Genomic DNA, 16,877 nt, shown 5'->3' with positions numbered 1-16,877 from the left:
CTGCAATAATACGCCCGATACCGGATGATCTGCGCGCCCAAATGCGCCATACGCAGCGAAAAATCCTCCCACATGGAAAGCAGGGAGGGTTTTTGCTCGCTGTCCCGCAAAATACGGGTCTTATGCTCGTGCAGGCGGTTATATTCTTCCAGATAGCGCGCATAATACGGCCGGAGCTGGCACAGCGCGGTATCCAGAAAGCGACGCCGCGCGCCCGCGCCCTGCCGCACCAGCAGCAGATCGTCCGGACAGAACAGCACGGTTTTCAGCAGGCCCTGAATATCGGCCTGCCGTTTCTGCCGGACGCCGTTTTTATAGATTTCCAGCGGTTTTGTGCGGGAAAAACGCATTTCAAGCGAAAAATCCCGCTCTTTTGCCTCAAATTCGGCCTGAATAAACGCATGGTCTTGCCCAAAGCGTAGTCCTTCCCGCTTCTGGGCCGTGCGGAACAGCCGCATGGTCGAACAGGCGGCCGCGGCTTCCAGCAGATTGGTCTTGCCCTGCCCGTTTTCCCCGCAGATCAGGTTGACCGCCGGATGCAGCGCAAAGGTTTCATCCACATAGTTCCGGAAATTTTGCAGATGCAGTGTGTTGATTTTCAAAGCGCTTTCACCTGAATCGCAGGATTTTTCTCCTGAAGGAATGCAATCAGCGCGTCTTTCCCTTCCGGAATGGCGGAAATCGGGAAATAATAGGCGTTTTCCTTTGTTACCATGCAAAACAGCGTATCATCATACAGAATATCGGTCAGTTCGCCGTATTCCACATAATCCTCGGCGTCCGAACGTTGCCGGCCGGCCGTGATTTTGTCCTTTTTGCACTCCACCACGATGGAAACGGCGTCCTCGCCGTATTCTTTGCGGTTGAATTCCACCACGCGGTCGATGGTCTTATCGCTGATTTTCTGCACGGCGTTGACAACCAGCAGCACGGCCACCGCAATCGCGCCGATGAGAAACAGGATAAAGTAAGTGAAAAAGTACGCTGCGGCCAGCACCGCGCAAATGATGCCCAGCGTGGAAAGCAGGCGCTTCCGGCGGGCCTGATAGAGCGGCAGCAGCGGATACATGGTTTGATAAAAGCGGCGCAGCAGCGCCTCGTCCTTTTCATAGCAGATTTTCAAGAGAGGAAAGCCTCCTTCATTCCAAAACAATGCGGACGGTCTGCCCGTCCAGCGTCACCGTATCGCCCTGCCGGAGCTTTTTGCCGCGCAGAACGCAGGGCGCGCCGTTTACCAGCACTTCCCCTTCTCCAATGCGGATTTTGGCTTCCCCGCCGGAGCTGACCAGATTTGCAAACTTCAAAAGGGCGTCCAGCTTGATAAACTCGCCCGTGATCGCGATGTCAGTCATTGGCTTTTAACCTCACAGGCAGCACAAGATAGGTATAGCGGTCGCCCTCCAGCGGGGAAATAACCATCGGGTTGAGCGGCCCCTTGAGCTGCACTTTTACCGTATCGTCTCCGGCCGCGCGCAGCGCGTCCAGCATGTAGCGGTTGTTAAAGCCGATTTCCAGATCGTCGATCGAGCCGTCAAAGCTGCATTCGTCATAACTCTTGCCCACGGCCGTGATGCAGGACATCTGCACATAAGAGCCGTCAAAATGCAGGCGGACGGGGTTTTTCAGCTTTTCCGATACGATGAGCGACACGCGCTCAATGCAGGTGATGAGCTCGTGCCGGTCAGCGGTGACGACATGCTCAAACTCCGCCGGAATGGCAGCGCGGTAATTGAGAAACTCTCCGTCGATCAGGCGGGTAATCAGCGTGGTCTGGCCGATGCGGAACAGAATGTTCTTTTTATCCGGACAGATTTCCACTTCTCCGTCCTCTTCGGTTAAAATGCGCTCAATTTCGCGCAGAGAAGAGCCGGGCACAACGAATTTCATGTCCCCGGAAATGCCCTCAACGGTTTCGCGGCGCACGGACAGACGGTAGCCGTCCACTGCCACAACGTTCAGGCGGCTGCCTTCCAGCTCAAACAGGCAGCCCGTGTGAATCGGCTTGGATTCATTGTCCGACACGGAGAAAATGGTCTGCGCAATCATGCTTTTGAGCATGGCCTGCGGCAGCGAAAAACCGGTTTCTCCCGATACTTCGGCCAGGGCCGGATATTCGTCCGCCTCGGTGGCGATGAGGTTGAATACCGCACGGCCGCATTTGATGGTGGTCTGCAAATTGTCATTGCATTCCAGATAGATAACGTCCTGCGGCAGTTTGCGCACAATATCGTAAAACAGGCGGGCGTTGAGTACGGCGGAGCCGGGTTCGATGACGTTTACTTCGGCTGCTGTGCGGATGCCCATGGAAAGGTCGTATCCGGTCAGCGTCAGCGTGTTTTCTTCGGCCTGTATCAGCAGACCTTCGAGCAGCGGCATCGCGCTTTTTCCGGTGACAGCACGCGAAGCTGTGCCGATCAGGCTGAGCAGCGTTTCTTTTTCACAGGAGAATTTCATCGGTTGTCCTTCTTTCTCGGATTTTCTCTGTATATACAGGAAAGGATTTCGTCGTAGTAGTAGAGGCTGGGGAAATTGTGCAAAAGTGGATTTGCGCCAGATATAGCGCGGGAAATGACGTACACAGCAGGCTGTGGACAGAAATTTCTGTTTACACAGCTTTGGCGGCCTGGATTTTTATGCACAGGCAAAACGCTGTGCAATCCACAGGGAACTGGGGATAAAAATTATTCGCCGCGGATGTTGTTATGCAGCTTTTTGATGACGTCTTCGGTTTCCCGGGTGTTTTTGCGCTCTTCCTCAATTTTGTTGCAGGCGTGCATGACGGTGGTATGGTCGCGCTTGAAGATTTTGGCGATATCCGGAAAAGAATATTCCAGCTCTTGACGGATCATGTACATGGCCATCTGCCGGGGATAAGCGACGTCCTTGGAGCGGTTCTGCGAAATCATCTGCTCAACCGGAATGTAAAAATAATTGGCGACGGCCTCCATAATGCGCTCGGGCGTCGGGTTTAAGTTGGGATTTTCGATTTTGAGCGCGTCAATCGCACGCTGGGCCAGACCAACGTCAATCTGTTCGCCGACCAGTTCGTGCATGGCTTTGATTTTTTTGACCGCGCCCTCGAGCTGCCGGATATTGGCCTGGATGTTTTCTGCAATGTAAGTGGAAACCTCGTCCGGCAGCGAAACGCCCATTTTGATGGCCTTGTCCCGAATGATGGCGATGCGGGTTTCAAAATCCGGCGGCTGAATATCGGCCAGCAGACCCCATTCAAAACGGGTTTTCATGCGGTCTTCCAGGGTGTTGATCTCCTTGGGCGGCCGGTCGGATGTCAGAACAATCTGGCGCTGGGCTTCATACAGCGCGTTGAAGGTATGGAAAAATTCTTCCTGCGTGCGCTCCTTGCCGGCGATAAACTGCACGTCGTCCAGCAAGAGCAGATCGGCCATGCGGTATTTGGTGCGGAAATTCTGCACGTTGCCTTCCTGGATGGCCGTGACCAGCTCATTGGTAAAATCTTCGCCCTTGACGTAAATGATGCGGTATTCCGGATGGGTTTTGCGGATGACGTTGGCAATTGCGTACATCAGGTGGGTTTTGCCCAAGCCGGACTGGCCGTAGATAAACAGCGGGTTATAGGTCTCTGCCGGATTATTGGCCACGGCAATGGCGGCCGCGTGCGCAAATTTGTTGCTGGAACCGACGATAAAGCGCTCAAACGTATAGTCATCATACGGCGAGCTGGATGCGGTGGGCGAGGAATATTCGCCCGTTACCACCACAACAGCGATCGGATCGCCCGTCAGTTCGTGCAGCACGTTTTGCAGCGGCTCCACGAATTTCTGCTCGATAAATTCTTTTTTAAACTGCACGGGAGAGTGCAAAATCAAACGGTTGTCCGATAAGGAAACAACCGTAACATCGTCGAACCACGCCGAAAGGCTCGACGGCGGAAAATCGCGCTCAAGATATTCAAGCGCCATTTCCAATATATTGTTGGCCATTTGTTGCCTCCTGTCGATATGAATACAGTATAATAATAGCATAAGTTATCCACAGATTCAACGCAAATTGTTGATAAAACAAATCCCATCCCTTTGGTATTCCCCAAATTATTGTGCTATTTTGTGATAGTGCCCCAAGATGTTGAAAAGTCAAAAAAAACTTGACATTTGGCCGCTTTTATACGATAATAATTAACGTATCCTATTATGCGGACAGGCAGCGGCATACGCCCGCTCCATGCCGGACCTATGCCGGTGCCCATCCGTAATTTTGAAAGAACAGGGAGGTGCACGAAGAATGAAGAGAACGTATCAGCCCAAGAAGCGTCAGCGCTCCATGGAGCACGGCTTCCGCAAGCGCATGCGCACGGCAAACGGCCGTAAGGTGCTGGCTCGCCGCCGCGCAAAGGGCCGCGCAAAGCTGTCCGCCTGATAAAAGGCAGGGGAAAGAACGCAAAGGTTCTTCCGGAAGGAAAACGATTGTTTTCTGCTGAATACGCGCCAGCGGCGCGAAAGACTGTAACGAGCCGCCCTTCTGCGGCTCGTTTTTTTCTGTACATGGACGGAGGTTTTCCTTCTTCCGGCGTGCAGAAAACCGGAAAAAAAGATTTTGGGCCGTGCGGACCGGACAGATAATGCGCGCGGCCGGCTTTGCAGTTTGACTGGATGCAAAGAGCGTCCGTTTTTTCATGGGCATCGAAAAAACGGGAGGTTGCAAATGAAAAACACTGTATCCTTAAAGGAAAACCATGAGTTCCGCCGTTTGTATTACAGGGGCGTATCCTCCGGCAACAGGCATCTTGTGCTGTATTGCCGCAAGAACCGCCTGGGCTATAACCGGCTGGGACTGACCGTCGGCGCAAAACTGGGCAACGCGGTGCAGCGCAACCGCGTCAAACGTCTGCTGCGGGAGGCTTACCGCCTGCACGAGCAGGAGTTTGCAACCGGCGTCGACCTGGTGCTTGTCGCGCGGAGCCGCGCGGTGGGCGCCGATTATCAGCAAATTGAAAAATCGCTGCTGCGGGCTTTGCAGGAAAACAAAGCGGCGGCAGCACAATCATGAAACGGTTTTTGCTGGCGGCAATCCGGTTTTACCGCCGGCATATTTCTCCGTTTAAACCGCCCTGCTGCAGGTATATCCCAACCTGTTCGCAGTATGCCATAGAGGCAATTGAAAAATACGGCGCGCTCAAAGGGGGCTGGCTTGCGCTCAAGCGTATCTGCCGCTGCCATCCTTTCAGCAAGAGGGGGCCGTATGATCCGGTGCCGTAAACGGCGTTTTGCCGGAAAGGCGGATTTTTATTTTGTGAAAAAGGGGCTTTGCTGAGCAAAGCGGCTCCTTCTGCGGGTATTTTGCCCCGGAAGGTTCATTTTAATGTTGGAGGAATTATGGGAGACATATTTGGATTACTCATCGTCAGGCCGCTGGGTCTGATTTTGCTGGCCATTTTCAAGGCGGTAAAATCCTATGGTTTTGCCGTTATCCTGTTTGCGCTGGCAGTGAAGCTGGTTTGTATTCCGCTGGCGATCAAGGGCAAGAAGAGCATGCTTGCCATGACCGCAATGAACAACGAAATGCAGCAGCTTCAGAAAAAATATGCGAACAACCGCATGAAGCTCAACGAAGAAATTCAGAAGCTGTATGACAAGCACGGCGTCAGCCCGATGAGCGGCTGCCTGCCGCAGTTTATCCCGCTGCCGATTATGATGGGCCTGTACTATGCCGTACAGCAGCCGCTCAAGTTCATGATGGGCTTTGGCGACGAAGTGGTTGCCCGTCTGGGCACCGTTGTCGGCGTGGATGTGGCGACCGCCGGTTATTACGGCCAGATCACCATTGCGGAAAAACTGGGCCAGATTTTCAGTGAAAACGGCGGCGTCTGGCCAGAGACGATTACCAAAATCACCGACGGCATGGGCGAGCTGCTCAACATTGATTTCAGCTTTTTCGGCCTGAACCTGGCGCAGGTGCCGTCCATCAAGGACCCCAGCATCATCTGGCTGATTCCGATTCTTTCCGGTGTTACCGCGTATCTTTCCAGCTATGTCATGCAGAAAATGCAGGGCACGCCGGGCGCTGCTGCCGGTCAGATGAAGATGCTGAATATTCTGATGCCGCTGATGTCGGTTTATTTCGGCTTTATTCTGCCGGGCGCAATCGGCATTTACTGGATTTTCAACAACGTGTTCACCTGCATTCAGGATATCGTACTGACTAAGGTAATCCGCGGCAAGCAGGAAAAGCAGGCTGCGGAAGAAGAGGCCCGCATTGCGGCGGAAAAGGAAGCCAAGCGCGCTGCCCACCGTGCGGCGCAGATTGAGCAGGCCAAACAGGCGCAGCAGGCAAAGGGCAAAAAGGGGGATAAATAAGTATGCAGAAATTTCTCGAAGCGACGGGCGAAACCCGTGATGCCGCGATAGAAAACGCGCTCAAGCAGCTCGGCATGGACCGCGACGATGTTTCTGTTGAGGTGCTGGACAACGGCCGCAAGGGTTTTCTGGGCATCGGTGCCACGCCCGCGCGCGTGCGCGTGACCTATGAAGCGCCTGACGCGCCGGAAATGCCGGCCGAACCGGAAAAACCGGCCCCCGCCGCACCGCAGACGCCGGATGCGCCGGCTGAAAAGCCCCGGCGCGAGGAACGTCCGAAAAAGAAGGACAAGCCGGCAAAACTGTCGATTACGACCGACGACGACACCCCGCGTCTGGTCAAAGCGGCGCCCAAAAATTTTGTGCCCGAAAAGAGCGAGAGCGAGCGCCCGCGCCGTGAGCGCCGTCCCCGCAGGGAGCGCCGCCCGCGTGAGGAGCGCCCCATCACGCCTTCCGTACCCAAGGAGCGCGAGCTGATTCCGGTTTCTGAAGCCGGTATGCAGCAGGCGGAAAAGCTGGCGACCGATTTCATCACCGGCCTGCTGGAAAAGATGGGCATTGAAGGAACGGTTTCCACGCTGCCGCAGGTGGACTGCGACCAGCTCCGGCTGGAGATTTCCGGTCCGGATATGGGTCCGGTCATCGGCCGCCGCGGCGATACGCTGGATGCGATTCAGTATCTTGGCTCGCTGGTGCTGAACAATGCGCTGGAAGAGCATGTCCGCCTTTCGGTGGATACCGAAAACTACCGCGAAAAGCGCGCGGAAAGCCTGGAGCGCCTGGCGCGCAAAATGGCGATGAAGGTGGTTAAGGCGCACCGCTCGATGACGCTGGAACCGATGAATCCCTACGAGCGCCGCATCATCCATGCCGCATTGCAGGATTTTAACGGCGTTACCACCTATTCCACCGGAACCGAGCCCGGCCGCCGTGTTGTCATCGCGCCGGATAACAGCTCCCGCTCCCACCACTGATTGCCGGAGGGACCGCAAATGAACGATACCATTGCCGCAATTTGTTCCGCAGGCGGACCAATCGGTTTGATACGGGTATCGGGTGAACGGGCGATTGAAGCGGTTTGCGCTGTTTTTCGTGCGAAGAACGGCAAAAGCATGTCCGAAGCGCCCACGCAGAAACTGGTTTACGGTACGCTGCATGATGCAATGGGCAGAATGATTGACTGCTGCTATGCGGTTGTGCTGCGTGCGCCGCACACCTATACGGGCGAGCCCATGGCCGAACTGCAGTGCCATGGCTCGACCGCTGTGCTGACGCAGGGGCTGGAAGCGCTGTTCAGCCAGGGCGTCCGGCAGGCCGAAGCGGGGGAGTTCACCCGCAGGGCTTTCCTCAACGGAAAGATGGGCCTGTCCGAAGCCGAGGCGGTACACGATTTGATTACCGCCCGCACGGCGGAAGCCGCGCGCAACGCGGCGGCGCAGGTGATGGGTGCGGTCGGCTCGCCCGTGCAGCAGATGCGCGACGAGCTGATCGGCATGGTGGCGCATTTCCATGCGGTCGTCGATTTTCCGGACGAGGATATCGACCCCGTGCTGTTTGACGATGCAGCCGCTTTGCTGCACCGCACCACCAGCCGCCTGTATGCCATGGCCGAAAGCTATGAGCGCGGCCGCATTCTGCGGGAAGGCGTGCCGTGCGTCATTCTGGGCCGGCCCAACGCCGGAAAATCGACCTTGCTCAATACCCTTCTGGGGCGTGAGCGCGCAATCGTTACCAACATTCCGGGCACGACGCGCGATTTGATTGAGGAAAACGTCAAGGTCGGCCAGCTTTTGCTGCGCGTGACCGACACCGCCGGTCTGCGCGATACCAACGATCCGGTTGAACAGGCCGGTATTGACCGCGCGATGGCCGAAGCCTCGGCCTGCTCGCTCATTCTGGCCGTGTTTGACGGCTCTCAGCCGCTCAATGAGGACGATATGCTCGTCCTGGCCCGTTCGGCAGGCCACCGCGCGGTTGCAATCATCAATAAAGATGATCTGCCGCGTGTGCTGGACGAAAAGCTGCTCAAAAAACATTTTCTGCATATTGTGCCCATCTCCGCCAAAACAGGGGAGGGGATGGACCGTCTGCTGACGCTGCTGCCCCGTCTGATTGGGCTGGAAGACGGCGCGCTGGACGGCGCGCTGATTACCAACGCCCGCCAGGCCGCGGCGCTTGCCCGCGCCGCCGAACGGTGCGAGGCCGCGCTGTATGCCGCCACTTCCGGCATGACGCCGGACGCCGTTGTGATGGACGCCGAAGGCGCCATCGCCGCTTTGGGCGAAATCACCGGCGAAACCGTGACGGAAGCGGTTGTAACCCGTATTTTCAGCGATTTCTGCGTCGGCAAATAAAGATCCGATTCCGCCAGAGGGCCGCTTGCCGCGCGCAGCGGCCCTTTTTTGATTTTGAAAAATCCTGATTGTAATATTGATTCATAATAGTACGATTAGTTATTATATTTTGTGCAAGAAATGAAAGTTATCCAGAGTTTCCACAGGGTTTTCAACAGGATATCACAGGGAAAAAATACGTTTTCCCTTGTTTTATTTTGTTTTCTTTGGGGCTGCTGCTTGAGAAAGTGAGGATTTTCCCCTATGGTTTTTGATTCCGAACCGTTTGACGTTGCCGTAATCGGCGCCGGCCATGCGGGCATTGAAGCTGCGCTGGCCGCCGCGCGGCTGGGCATGAAAACGGCCTGTTTTTCCATCAATCTGGACGCGGTTGGCAATATGCCGTGCAATCCGGCAATCGGCGGCACGGCCAAGGGCCATCTGGTGCGGGAGATTGACGCGCTGGGCGGCGAAATGGCCCGTGCGGCAGACGCCGCCTGCATCCAGTACCGGATGCTCAACCGCGGCAAGGGACCGGCGGTGCATTCGCTGCGCGCGCAGGCCGACCGCGTCCGCTACCGGACGTATATGAAGCACGCGCTGGAAAAACAGCCGGGCGTGCAGCTGATGCAGGATGAAATCGTCGCTGTGCAAGCGGAGAACGGCGCGGTCAGCGCAGTCGTCACCGCAATTGGCGCGCGGCATCCGGTCAAGGCCGCGATTGTGGCCACGGGCACCTTTCTCGGCGGCCGCATCATTATTGGCGACTATATGCGCGAAAGCGGACCGGACGGCATGGCCGCGGCAAAACCGCTGACCGAAAGCCTGCGCGCCCTCGGCCTGCGGCTGCAGCGCTTTAAAACGGGTACGCCGCCGCGCATCCACCGCCGCTCCATTGATTTTTCCGGCCTGGAGGAGCAGCGCGGGGAAGAGGAGATCATTCCGTTTTCGTTTGAAACCGAGCGGCCGCCCGAAAACCGCGCGGTCTGCCACCTGACCTATACCACGGCCCAGACGCATGCGCTCATCCGCGCCAATCTGGACCGTTCGCCGCTGTTCGGCGGACAGATTGACGGCGTTGGCCCGCGCTATTGTCCTTCCATTGAGGATAAGGTGGTGCGGTTTGCGGATAAGCCGCGGCATCAGCTCTTTTTGGAGCCGATGGGCCTGGATACCGAAGAAATTTATGTGCAGGGATTTTCCTCCTCCATGCCGTTTGACGTGCAGCGCGCCATGCTGCACACGGTAACAGGGCTGGAGCATGCGGAAATCATGCGTCCGGCCTATGCGATTGAATATGATTGCGTGGACCCGCTGGAGCTGCGGCCGACGCTGGAAACCAAAAAGGTGCGCGGCCTGTATGGAGCGGGGCAGTTCTGCGGCTCTTCCGGCTATGAAGAGGCGGCGGCGCAGGGCCTGGTTGCCGGCGTCAACGCGGCGCTTGCCATCAAGGGCGAGGAACCGCTGATTTTGGACCGTGCGGACGGCTATATCGGCACACTGATTGACGATTTGGTGACGCGCGGCACAAACGAGCCCTACCGCATGATGACTTCGCGCTCCGAATACCGCCTGCTGCTGCGGCAGGATAACGCGGACGAACGGCTGGTGCCCATCGGTGTGCGCATCGGCCTCAATCCGCCGGAAAGAGGGGAGCGCGTGCGCGCCAAATATGCCGCCGTGCAGGCGGAGATCGACCGCGTGGCTGCGGTCGGCGTTGCGCCGTCCGATGCGCTGAACGGGTTTTTGGCCGGACAGAACAGCGCGCCCGTCAAGGCAGGCTGCAAGCTGATCGACCTGCTGCGCCGTCCCGAACTCAGCTATGCGGCGCTGGCGCCGTTCGACCCCGAGCGTCCGGCGCTGCCGGCCGTCATTCGGGAGCAGGTGGAGATCCGCGTCAAATACGCCGGTTACATCAGCCGGCAGGAAAAGGATGTGGAGCAGTACCGCAAGCTGCAAAGCCGCCCGCTGCCGCCCGATCTGGAGTATGCGCAGATTGATTCGCTGCGGCTGGAAGCGCGGCAAAAACTGGATGCGGTAAAGCCGCTGAATTTTGGGCAGGCGGCCCGTATTTCGGGCGTATCGCCGGCAGATATTACGGCACTGATGATCTATATCAATACAAAAATTGAGAATGGAAGATGAAGGCTTTGCTCCGTTCCATTATACATGATTAATTTTCCAATACAGAGAGGGGTGTTCTGATGACAGAGTGGGAACTGCTGGAAAGCGGTCTGCGCGAACTGAACGTTGCGTTTTCTCCACAGGCTGTGGATAAATTATTGTATTTTTCCGATTTGCTGCTGGAAAAGAACAAGGTGATGAACCTGACGGCCGTCACTGCGCCGTGTGAGGTGGTAACGCGGCATTTTCTGGACTGCGCCGCCCTGGCGCCCTATCTGGAAGCCGGAAAAACGGTGCTGGACGTGGGCACGGGCGCGGGCTTTCCCGGGCTGCCGCTGGCCGTTCTGTGTCCGGATGTGCAGTTTACGCTGCTGGACGCACAGCGCAAGCGCATTGATTTTCTGAATGAGGTCATCGCCGCGCTGGAGCTGAAAAACTGCACGGCGGTCCACGCCCGCGCGGAGGAATTTGCCGCGGAACACCGCGCCGCATTTGACGCGGCCGTATCCCGCGCGGTGGCCGAACTGCGCGTGCTGTGCGAGCTGGCTTTGCCCATGGTGCGGACCGGCGGCGCTTTTTATGCCATGAAGGCGGCGGACTGCCTGGATGAAATCGGCTCGGCTGCAAACGCCTTTGCCATATTGGGCGCGCCCTGCGCCGAGCTGCTGCGCTATACCGTGCCGCACGACGGGGTGGAGCGTGTGCTCATCCGCTTGCAGAAGACAGGGGATACGCCGGACAAATATCCCCGCCGGTTTAAGAAAATACAGACCGATCCGCTGTGAGTAAATTACAATTTGTAACCCTTTGTATGGAAATTACGAAGGGTTATTTTTTGTCCGAAAATGTGAGGAAATGTGAGAAATAGCGTAGGAAATGACAGATTCAGGTCGATATTTGCAGATTACGCGGTCGATTTGCCTTGCCAAAATGTAATAATATGGTAATCTATTACCGAAGGATATCCAGAGATTTCCCCGGAGGGGCCGGAAGTTAAGGAGGAACGAACATGATGTCGGTATTAACATTGGTTTCGGGAAGAGAGGACCGTACATTACGCCGCATCCGCATCAGCGATATTACACGCAATCCCAATCAGCCGCGCAAGTATTTTGATCCGGAGGCAATTGCGCAGCTTGCAGAAAGCATTCGTCAATATGGCGTGCTCAATCCGCTGACGGTGCGGCGCGCCGCTGCCGGCGGGTACGAATTGGTGGCCGGTGAGCGCCGCCTGCGCGCGGCCCGCGTTGCAGGGCTGACCGAAGTGCCCTGTCTGGTAATTACCGCGGATGCGCAGGATTCTTCGGCCATTGCATTGGTGGAAAATTTGCAGCGGCGCGATTTGGATTTTTTTGAGGAAGCAGGCGGCTTTAAACGGCTGATCGAGCAGTATGGCCTGACGCAGGAGGAGGCCGCGCGCAAGGTGGGCAAAACACAGTCCGCAGTGGCGAACAAGCTGCGGCTGCTGCGTCTTTCGCCGCAGAATATGGAATTGATTCGCAGCGCCAATTTGACCGAACGTCACGCGCGCGCGCTGCTGCGGCTGGAAGAGGAGCAGGACCGCCTGCTGGCAACGCATTACATCATTGAGCATGATTTGAACGTCAGCCGAACCGAGCAGTATATTGACGCCCTGCTGGCAGAAAAGCAGGCGCCCAAGGTAAAGGAGGGAAAGGTGGTACGGCTGATTAAAGACGTGCGGTTTTTCCTGAATACGCTCAACCGCGCGGTTGGGGTCATGGTGGATGCCGGTGTCGGCGCGACGATTGACCAGCAGGAGAGCGAGGATGGTCTGACGCTGACCATCAATATTCCGCATGCGCGCAGTACCTGAATGTTTCACATGAAACAATGCGCAGTACAGGCCGCCCGTTTGGGCGGCCTTTTTTGTGGAAAACACCGTTTTTACCGATAGCCGATGTTTCATGTGAAACAATGGGTTTGCTTTTGCAGCGCAATGTGCTATAATAAAGCAAAGCAAACTAATGAGGGAAGTCAGGAGAAGGCCATGGGTAAAATAATTGCATTCGCCAACCAAAAGGGCGGCGTTGGCAAAACAACAACCGCAATCAACCTTGCCGCGGCGCTGTTTGAACGCGGCAAACGGGTGCTGCTCTGTGATTTTGACCCGCAGGGCAACGCAACATCGGGCTTTGGCGTCGATCCGCGTTCGCTGGAAACCTCCATTTATGATTTGATTGTAGCCGATCAGCCCAATGTGGAAGGCGCCATCATTTCGACGAAATGGGTCGATTTGATTGGGGCAAACGTCAATCTGGCCGGCGCTGAACTGGATTTGATTATGATGGAGGACCGCGAGCATCGCCTGAAAAGTGTGCTGGACAGGGTGCGCGACCAATATGATTATATTTTTATCGACTGCCCGCCCTCGCTTGGATTGTTGACGCTTAATTGCCTGTGCGCGGCGGATAGTTTTCTGGTGCCGCTTCAGTGCGAATATTACGCGCTGGAGGGCCTGAGTCAGCTGATGGTAACGGTGCGCATGGTGAAAAAGTCCATGAATCCGGCGCTGGAGCTGGAGGGCGTGCTGCTGACGATGTTTGACGGCCGCACCAATCTGTCCATTCAGGTGGTGGAAGAGGTCAAAAAGCATTTTCCGGGCGAAGTATTCTCCTCGGTGGTGCCGCGCAACGTGCGTCTGAGCGAAGCGCCCAGCCACGGCAAGCCGATCACCGATTATGACCGGATGTGCCGCGGTGCAGAGGCATATTTGTCCCTTGCCGATGAAATATTAAAGAAGAACGGACGCGGAAAGGGGAGGACATAATATGGCGGCACCCAAAAAGGGCCTGGGCGGCGGATTATCCAATCTGTTCGGCGGAGACGCTGCGGCAGCCGGTACGGATGCTCTGGACAGCGTGACCCAGCTTCCCCTTGCCAAAATTGAGCCCAATCCGGACCAGCCGCGCAAGACCTTTGCGCAGGACGCGCTGGACGAGCTGGCGGAGAGCATCCAGCTGCACGGCGTAATCACGCCGATTACCGTGCGGCCGGCAGAGCGGGAGGGCTATTACCAGATCATCGCAGGAGAGCGCCGCTGGCGGGCAGCCCGTCAGGCCGGACTGAAAACCATTCCGGCCATGGTGCTCAAGGCCGACGAAGGCGAGACCATGGAACTGGCGCTGATTGAAAATTTACAGCGGCAGGACCTCAATCCCATTGAAGAAGCGGAAGGCTATGAGGCGCTGATGCAGCGTTTCGGGCTGACGCAGGAGGAAGTTGCGCGGCGGGTTGTCAAATCGCGCCCGGCGGTAGCCAACGCGCTGCGCCTGCTGGCCCTGCCGGATGAGGTGCGCACCATGGTGGCCGAAGGAAAACTGTCCGGCGGACACGCCCGCGCCGTGCTGGCGGTTTCCGACCAGCAAAAGCGCGTGGACGCGGCCAGGCAGATGGAGGGAATGACCGTCCGCCAGGCCGAAGCGCTTGCCAAAAAAATGAACAAAAAACCGCAGAAAACGCCGGAAAATCCAGAGTTTTCGGTCAATTATATTACAGAAATCGAAAAAGAGCTGGAAAGTGTGCTGGGCCGCAAAGTCGGTATTCAGCAGGGAAAGACAAGCGGTACACTGGCGCTGACGTATTATGGTGCAGACGATTTGGAGCGCCTGATTGAAGCGCTGCGCGGTCTGCGCGTGTAAAGGGGGGAAAGCAATGGATGAACAGAAAAAATCCCCCGAACAGCGGGAGAAAAAACTCAGCCGCACCACGCTGACCTTTTATATTGTCGCGCTGTTTTCCGTCGCCATCGCGCTGATTTTAATCAGCTATGTTGCGCAGGCGCGTTCTGCACGGCAGCTGGATACGCTGAACGACAAGCTGACCGAGCAGCAGACCGTCGCGCAGGGAGCTACCCAGAAAATGGAAGCCTTGCAGCAGCAGCTGGACGAACAGCAGAAGATTCTGGAAGAGCTGGCCGCCGGTCTGGATACGGACAGCGCGGGTCTGCCTGCGGCCGTCAAGGACCTTGCCGAAGAGCGGGACGCCTATGCGCTGCTGGCGCGGATTCATGCGCAGCTGCTCGCGGAAAACACCGCAGAGGCCGCCGCCGCATTTGACGAGCTGGTGCAGACCTATGGGGAGGACCGCCTGCTGGGAAACAGCGAAGACGGTTTTGGCGCGGACATCAATAAACTGTTTGAAGCCGCAAAAAAGCAGCTCAGCGCTCAGAGCAGCGCTGGAATGCACACAGAAGAATAAACGAATAAAGGAGAAATAAAACCATGCTGGATATCAAATTTGTCCGACAGAATCCGGACGTTGTCAAGGAAAACATCAAAAAGAAGTTTCAGGATGAAAAGCTGCCGCTGGTCGATGAAGTCATCGACTTTGACGCCAAGTTCCGCGCAGCCAAGACCCGCTGCGACGAGCTGCGCGCCCAGCGCAACAAAAAGTCCAAGGAGATCGGCGGCCTGATGGCTAAGGGTCTGAAGGACGAAGCCGAGCAGGTCAAGGCGGAAGTTAAGGCCATGGCGGATGAAATGGCAAAGCTGGAAGAGGATGAAAAGGTTTTTGCCGAGGAAGTCAAAAACCGCATGATGATTATTCCGAACATCATCGACCCCTCGGTGCCGATCGGCAAGGACGATTCTGAGAATGTGGAGATCGAAAAGTTCGGCGAGCCGGTCGTACCGGAGTACGAAGTACCCTATCATGTGGACATCATGGAAACATTTGACGGCATTGATCTGGATGCGGCGCGCCGCACCTCGGGCAACGGCTTCTACTATCTGAAGGGCGATATTGCACGGCTGCATTCGTCCATCCTGTCTTACGCACGCGATTTTATGATCGACCGCGGCTTTACCTACTACATCCCGCCGTTTATGATTCACGGCGATGTGGTAAAGGGCGTTATGTCCTTTAAGGAAATGGAAAACATGATGTACAAGATCGAGGGCGAGGACCTGTACCTGATCGGCACTTCCGAGCATTCGATGATCGGCAAGTTTATCGACACCATCAACGAAGAGGAGACCCTGCCGCAGACGCTGACCAGCTATTCGCCCTGCTTCCGCAAGGAAGTCGGCGCGCACGGCATTGAGGAGCGCGGCGTATACCGCATTCATCAGTTTGAAAAGCAGGAGATGGTCGTCGTCTGCAAGCCGGAGGAATCTCCGATGTGGTACGATAAGCTGTGGCAGAACACGGTGGATTTCTTCCGTTCGCTCGATATTCCGGTGCGCACGCTTGAGTGCTGCTCGGGCGATCTGGCCGATCTCAAGGTCAAGTCCTGCGACGTAGAGGCATGGTCGCCGCGCCAGAAGAAGTATTTCGAGGTCGGCTCCTGCTCCAATCTGGGCGATGCACAGGCGCGCCGTCTGGCCATCCGCGTGCGCAGCAAGGAAAACCCGAAGGAGCTGTATTTTGCCCACACGCTCAACAACACCGTGGTAGCGCCCCCGCGCATGCTGATCGCGTTCCTGGAGAACAACCTGCAGGCGGACGGCACGGTGGCCATTCCGGTGCCGCTGCGTCCTTATATGGGCGGCAAGGAAAAGCTCATCCCCAAAAAGTAAAAATTAGTTGAGAATGGAGAATGGAGAGTCACACGGCTCCATTCTTCTCCATCTGAATCAGGGAGGAAACAGAATGGAAGTTGGCATCAAGGGTGAAAAGAAATTCACCGTAACCGAAGAGCAGCTCGCGGCGCATGTCGGCAGCGGTCTGGTCAATGTATTTGCAACCCCGATGATGATCGCGGCGATCGAGAACACCGCGGCGGGCAGCGTGGCGCCCTATCTGGAAGAGGGCAAGACCACGGTCGGCACGCTGGTGAACGTCAGCCATGTATCCGCCACGCCCGCAGGCATGGAAGTGCGCGTGGAGACCGAGCTGACCGAGATTGCGCCGAACGGCAAGATTTTTACGTTCAAGGTAGCGGCCTATGACGAGGCCGGTCTGATTGGCGAGGGCACGCATCAGCGCGCAGTTGTTGCCAGGGAGCGCTTTGAGCAGAAGGCGCAGGCCAAGAAAAACGCATAAGGAAGCTTGTCGGAAAAAGCTGAGGTACACACCCTCAGCTTTTTGCGCATTTGCAGGTATTTCGTTCTCCATTTTCTCCATCGCA

19 protein-coding genes are annotated in these 16,877 nt (G+C 56.5%); 14 read left to right on the top strand and 5 right to left on the bottom strand.

The genetic code is table 11. The features are described 5' to 3' along the window. The 5 genes from ACOYIE_RS01855 to dnaA all read right to left on the bottom strand — a co-directional run. Nucleotides 1-602: DNA replication/repair protein RecF (locus ACOYIE_RS01855; RefSeq protein ID WP_433410291.1), on the bottom strand; the 602-nt coding region annotated here is incomplete at its 3' end. Then, nucleotides 599-1,123: a hypothetical protein gene (locus ACOYIE_RS01850; protein ID WP_433410289.1), complete on the bottom strand. Its 525-nt coding sequence runs from the start codon at nucleotides 1,121-1,123 to the stop codon at nucleotides 599-601. The genes ACOYIE_RS01850 and ACOYIE_RS01855, both read right to left, overlap by 4 nt. A gap of 16 nt (nucleotides 1,124-1,139) precedes the next feature. Beyond that, nucleotides 1,140-1,352: an RNA-binding S4 domain-containing protein gene (locus ACOYIE_RS01845; protein ID WP_433410287.1), complete on the bottom strand. Its 213-nt coding sequence runs from the start codon at nucleotides 1,350-1,352 to the stop codon at nucleotides 1,140-1,142. Then, nucleotides 1,345-2,454, bottom strand: a complete 1,110-nt coding sequence (gene dnaN, locus ACOYIE_RS01840) for a DNA polymerase III subunit beta (RefSeq protein WP_433410285.1) — start codon at nucleotides 2,452-2,454, stop codon at nucleotides 1,345-1,347. Before dnaN ends, ACOYIE_RS01845 begins: the two co-directional genes overlap by 8 nt. Nucleotides 2,455-2,681: 227 nt before the next feature. Further along, nucleotides 2,682-3,962 carry a chromosomal replication initiator protein DnaA gene (gene dnaA, locus ACOYIE_RS01835; protein WP_433410283.1) on the bottom strand — a complete coding sequence of 427 codons (1,281 nt, stop codon included), beginning with the start codon at nucleotides 3,960-3,962 and terminating at the stop codon, nucleotides 2,682-2,684. A gap of 298 nt (nucleotides 3,963-4,260) precedes the next feature. Between dnaA and rpmH the strand changes: the two genes are divergently transcribed. From rpmH to ACOYIE_RS01765, 14 genes are all read left to right on the top strand, one after another. Further along, nucleotides 4,261-4,395: a 50S ribosomal protein L34 gene (rpmH, locus tag ACOYIE_RS01830; RefSeq protein ID WP_433410281.1), complete on the top strand. Its 135-nt coding sequence runs from the start codon at nucleotides 4,261-4,263 to the stop codon at nucleotides 4,393-4,395. A gap of 285 nt (nucleotides 4,396-4,680) precedes the next feature. Continuing rightward, nucleotides 4,681-5,025, top strand: coding sequence for a ribonuclease P protein component (rnpA, locus tag ACOYIE_RS01825; protein WP_433410280.1), 345 nt, complete (start codon nucleotides 4,681-4,683; stop codon nucleotides 5,023-5,025). After that, nucleotides 5,022-5,234 carry a membrane protein insertion efficiency factor YidD gene (yidD, locus tag ACOYIE_RS01820; RefSeq protein WP_433410278.1) on the top strand — a complete coding sequence of 71 codons (213 nt, stop codon included), beginning with the start codon at nucleotides 5,022-5,024 and terminating at the stop codon, nucleotides 5,232-5,234. The genes rnpA and yidD overlap by 4 nt, the downstream gene beginning before the upstream one ends. Before the next feature lie 117 nt (nucleotides 5,235-5,351). After that, on the top strand, nucleotides 5,352-6,332 hold the full coding sequence (locus ACOYIE_RS01815) for a YidC/Oxa1 family membrane protein insertase (RefSeq protein WP_433410277.1): 981 nt from the start codon (nucleotides 5,352-5,354) through the stop codon (nucleotides 6,330-6,332). A 2-nt stretch (nucleotides 6,333-6,334) separates the two neighbouring features. Then, nucleotides 6,335-7,306, top strand: coding sequence for an RNA-binding cell elongation regulator Jag/EloR (gene jag / locus ACOYIE_RS01810; protein WP_433410275.1), 972 nt, complete (start codon nucleotides 6,335-6,337; stop codon nucleotides 7,304-7,306). An 18-nt stretch (nucleotides 7,307-7,324) separates the two neighbouring features. Next, nucleotides 7,325-8,686 carry a tRNA uridine-5-carboxymethylaminomethyl(34) synthesis GTPase MnmE gene (mnmE, locus tag ACOYIE_RS01805; RefSeq protein ID WP_433410274.1) on the top strand — a complete coding sequence of 454 codons (1,362 nt, stop codon included), beginning with the start codon at nucleotides 7,325-7,327 and terminating at the stop codon, nucleotides 8,684-8,686. 243 nt (nucleotides 8,687-8,929) lie between these two features. Further along, nucleotides 8,930-10,810 (top strand): tRNA uridine-5-carboxymethylaminomethyl(34) synthesis enzyme MnmG, encoded by a 1,881-nt coding sequence (mnmG, locus tag ACOYIE_RS01800; RefSeq protein WP_433410272.1) that lies wholly within the window; start codon nucleotides 8,930-8,932, stop codon nucleotides 10,808-10,810. A gap of 59 nt (nucleotides 10,811-10,869) precedes the next feature. Then, nucleotides 10,870-11,574 (top strand): 16S rRNA (guanine(527)-N(7))-methyltransferase RsmG, encoded by a 705-nt coding sequence (gene rsmG, locus ACOYIE_RS01795; protein WP_433410270.1) that lies wholly within the window; start codon nucleotides 10,870-10,872, stop codon nucleotides 11,572-11,574. Nucleotides 11,575-11,798: 224 nt separating this feature from the next. Beyond that, nucleotides 11,799-12,623: a ParB/RepB/Spo0J family partition protein gene (locus tag ACOYIE_RS01790; RefSeq protein ID WP_433410269.1), complete on the top strand. Its 825-nt coding sequence runs from the start codon at nucleotides 11,799-11,801 to the stop codon at nucleotides 12,621-12,623. A 174-nt stretch (nucleotides 12,624-12,797) separates the two neighbouring features. After that, nucleotides 12,798-13,577: a ParA family protein gene (locus tag ACOYIE_RS01785; RefSeq protein ID WP_433410267.1), complete on the top strand. Its 780-nt coding sequence runs from the start codon at nucleotides 12,798-12,800 to the stop codon at nucleotides 13,575-13,577. A 1-nt stretch (nucleotide 13,578) separates the two neighbouring features. After that, nucleotides 13,579-14,448, top strand: a complete 870-nt coding sequence (locus ACOYIE_RS01780) for a ParB/RepB/Spo0J family partition protein (RefSeq protein WP_433410265.1) — start codon at nucleotides 13,579-13,581, stop codon at nucleotides 14,446-14,448. A 13-nt stretch (nucleotides 14,449-14,461) separates the two neighbouring features. Continuing rightward, nucleotides 14,462-15,007, top strand: a complete 546-nt coding sequence (locus ACOYIE_RS01775; protein ID WP_433410263.1) for a hypothetical protein — start codon at nucleotides 14,462-14,464, stop codon at nucleotides 15,005-15,007. A 23-nt stretch (nucleotides 15,008-15,030) separates the two neighbouring features. After that, nucleotides 15,031-16,326, top strand: a complete 1,296-nt coding sequence (serS, locus tag ACOYIE_RS01770; RefSeq protein WP_433410261.1) for a serine--tRNA ligase — start codon at nucleotides 15,031-15,033, stop codon at nucleotides 16,324-16,326. Nucleotides 16,327-16,399: 73 nt separating this feature from the next. Continuing rightward, on the top strand, nucleotides 16,400-16,792 hold the full coding sequence (locus ACOYIE_RS01765; RefSeq protein WP_433410259.1) for a thioesterase family protein: 393 nt from the start codon (nucleotides 16,400-16,402) through the stop codon (nucleotides 16,790-16,792). Nucleotides 16,793-16,877 lie beyond the last annotated feature (85 nt).

The organism is Agathobaculum sp., from assembly GCF_050946325.1.
Lineage (GTDB): Bacteria > Bacillota > Clostridia > Oscillospirales > Butyricicoccaceae > Agathobaculum.
This window is presented reverse-complemented; position numbering and strand designations above follow the sequence as displayed.

Excerpts from the sequence above, each read along its gene's own strand:
- ACOYIE_RS01780 (WP_433410265.1), top strand. The coding sequence starts at position 13,579 with ATGGCGGCACCCAAAAAGGGCCTGGGCGGCGGATTATCCAATCTGTTC.
- dnaA (WP_433410283.1), bottom strand. The coding sequence starts at position 3,962 with ATGGCCAACAATATATTGGAAATGGCGCTTGAATATCTTGAGCGCGAT.
- rpmH (WP_433410281.1), top strand. The coding sequence starts at position 4,261 with ATGAAGAGAACGTATCAGCCCAAGAAGCGTCAGCGCTCCATGGAGCAC.
- ACOYIE_RS01845 (WP_433410287.1), bottom strand. The coding sequence starts at position 1,352 with ATGACTGACATCGCGATCACGGGCGAGTTTATCAAGCTGGACGCCCTT.
- mnmG (WP_433410272.1), top strand. The coding sequence starts at position 8,930 with ATGGTTTTTGATTCCGAACCGTTTGACGTTGCCGTAATCGGCGCCGGC.
- mnmE (WP_433410274.1), top strand. The coding sequence starts at position 7,325 with ATGAACGATACCATTGCCGCAATTTGTTCCGCAGGCGGACCAATCGGT.
- dnaN (WP_433410285.1), bottom strand. The coding sequence starts at position 2,454 with ATGAAATTCTCCTGTGAAAAAGAAACGCTGCTCAGCCTGATCGGCACA.
- yidD (WP_433410278.1), top strand. The coding sequence starts at position 5,022 with ATGAAACGGTTTTTGCTGGCGGCAATCCGGTTTTACCGCCGGCATATT.
- serS (WP_433410261.1), top strand. The coding sequence starts at position 15,031 with ATGCTGGATATCAAATTTGTCCGACAGAATCCGGACGTTGTCAAGGAA.
- ACOYIE_RS01815 (WP_433410277.1), top strand. The coding sequence starts at position 5,352 with ATGGGAGACATATTTGGATTACTCATCGTCAGGCCGCTGGGTCTGATT.
- jag (WP_433410275.1), top strand. The coding sequence starts at position 6,335 with ATGCAGAAATTTCTCGAAGCGACGGGCGAAACCCGTGATGCCGCGATA.
- ACOYIE_RS01785 (WP_433410267.1), top strand. The coding sequence starts at position 12,798 with ATGGGTAAAATAATTGCATTCGCCAACCAAAAGGGCGGCGTTGGCAAA.
- ACOYIE_RS01775 (WP_433410263.1), top strand. The coding sequence starts at position 14,462 with ATGGATGAACAGAAAAAATCCCCCGAACAGCGGGAGAAAAAACTCAGC.
- ACOYIE_RS01765 (WP_433410259.1), top strand. The coding sequence starts at position 16,400 with ATGGAAGTTGGCATCAAGGGTGAAAAGAAATTCACCGTAACCGAAGAG.
- rsmG (WP_433410270.1), top strand. The coding sequence starts at position 10,870 with ATGACAGAGTGGGAACTGCTGGAAAGCGGTCTGCGCGAACTGAACGTT.
- rnpA (WP_433410280.1), top strand. The coding sequence starts at position 4,681 with ATGAAAAACACTGTATCCTTAAAGGAAAACCATGAGTTCCGCCGTTTG.
- ACOYIE_RS01790 (WP_433410269.1), top strand. The coding sequence starts at position 11,799 with ATGATGTCGGTATTAACATTGGTTTCGGGAAGAGAGGACCGTACATTA.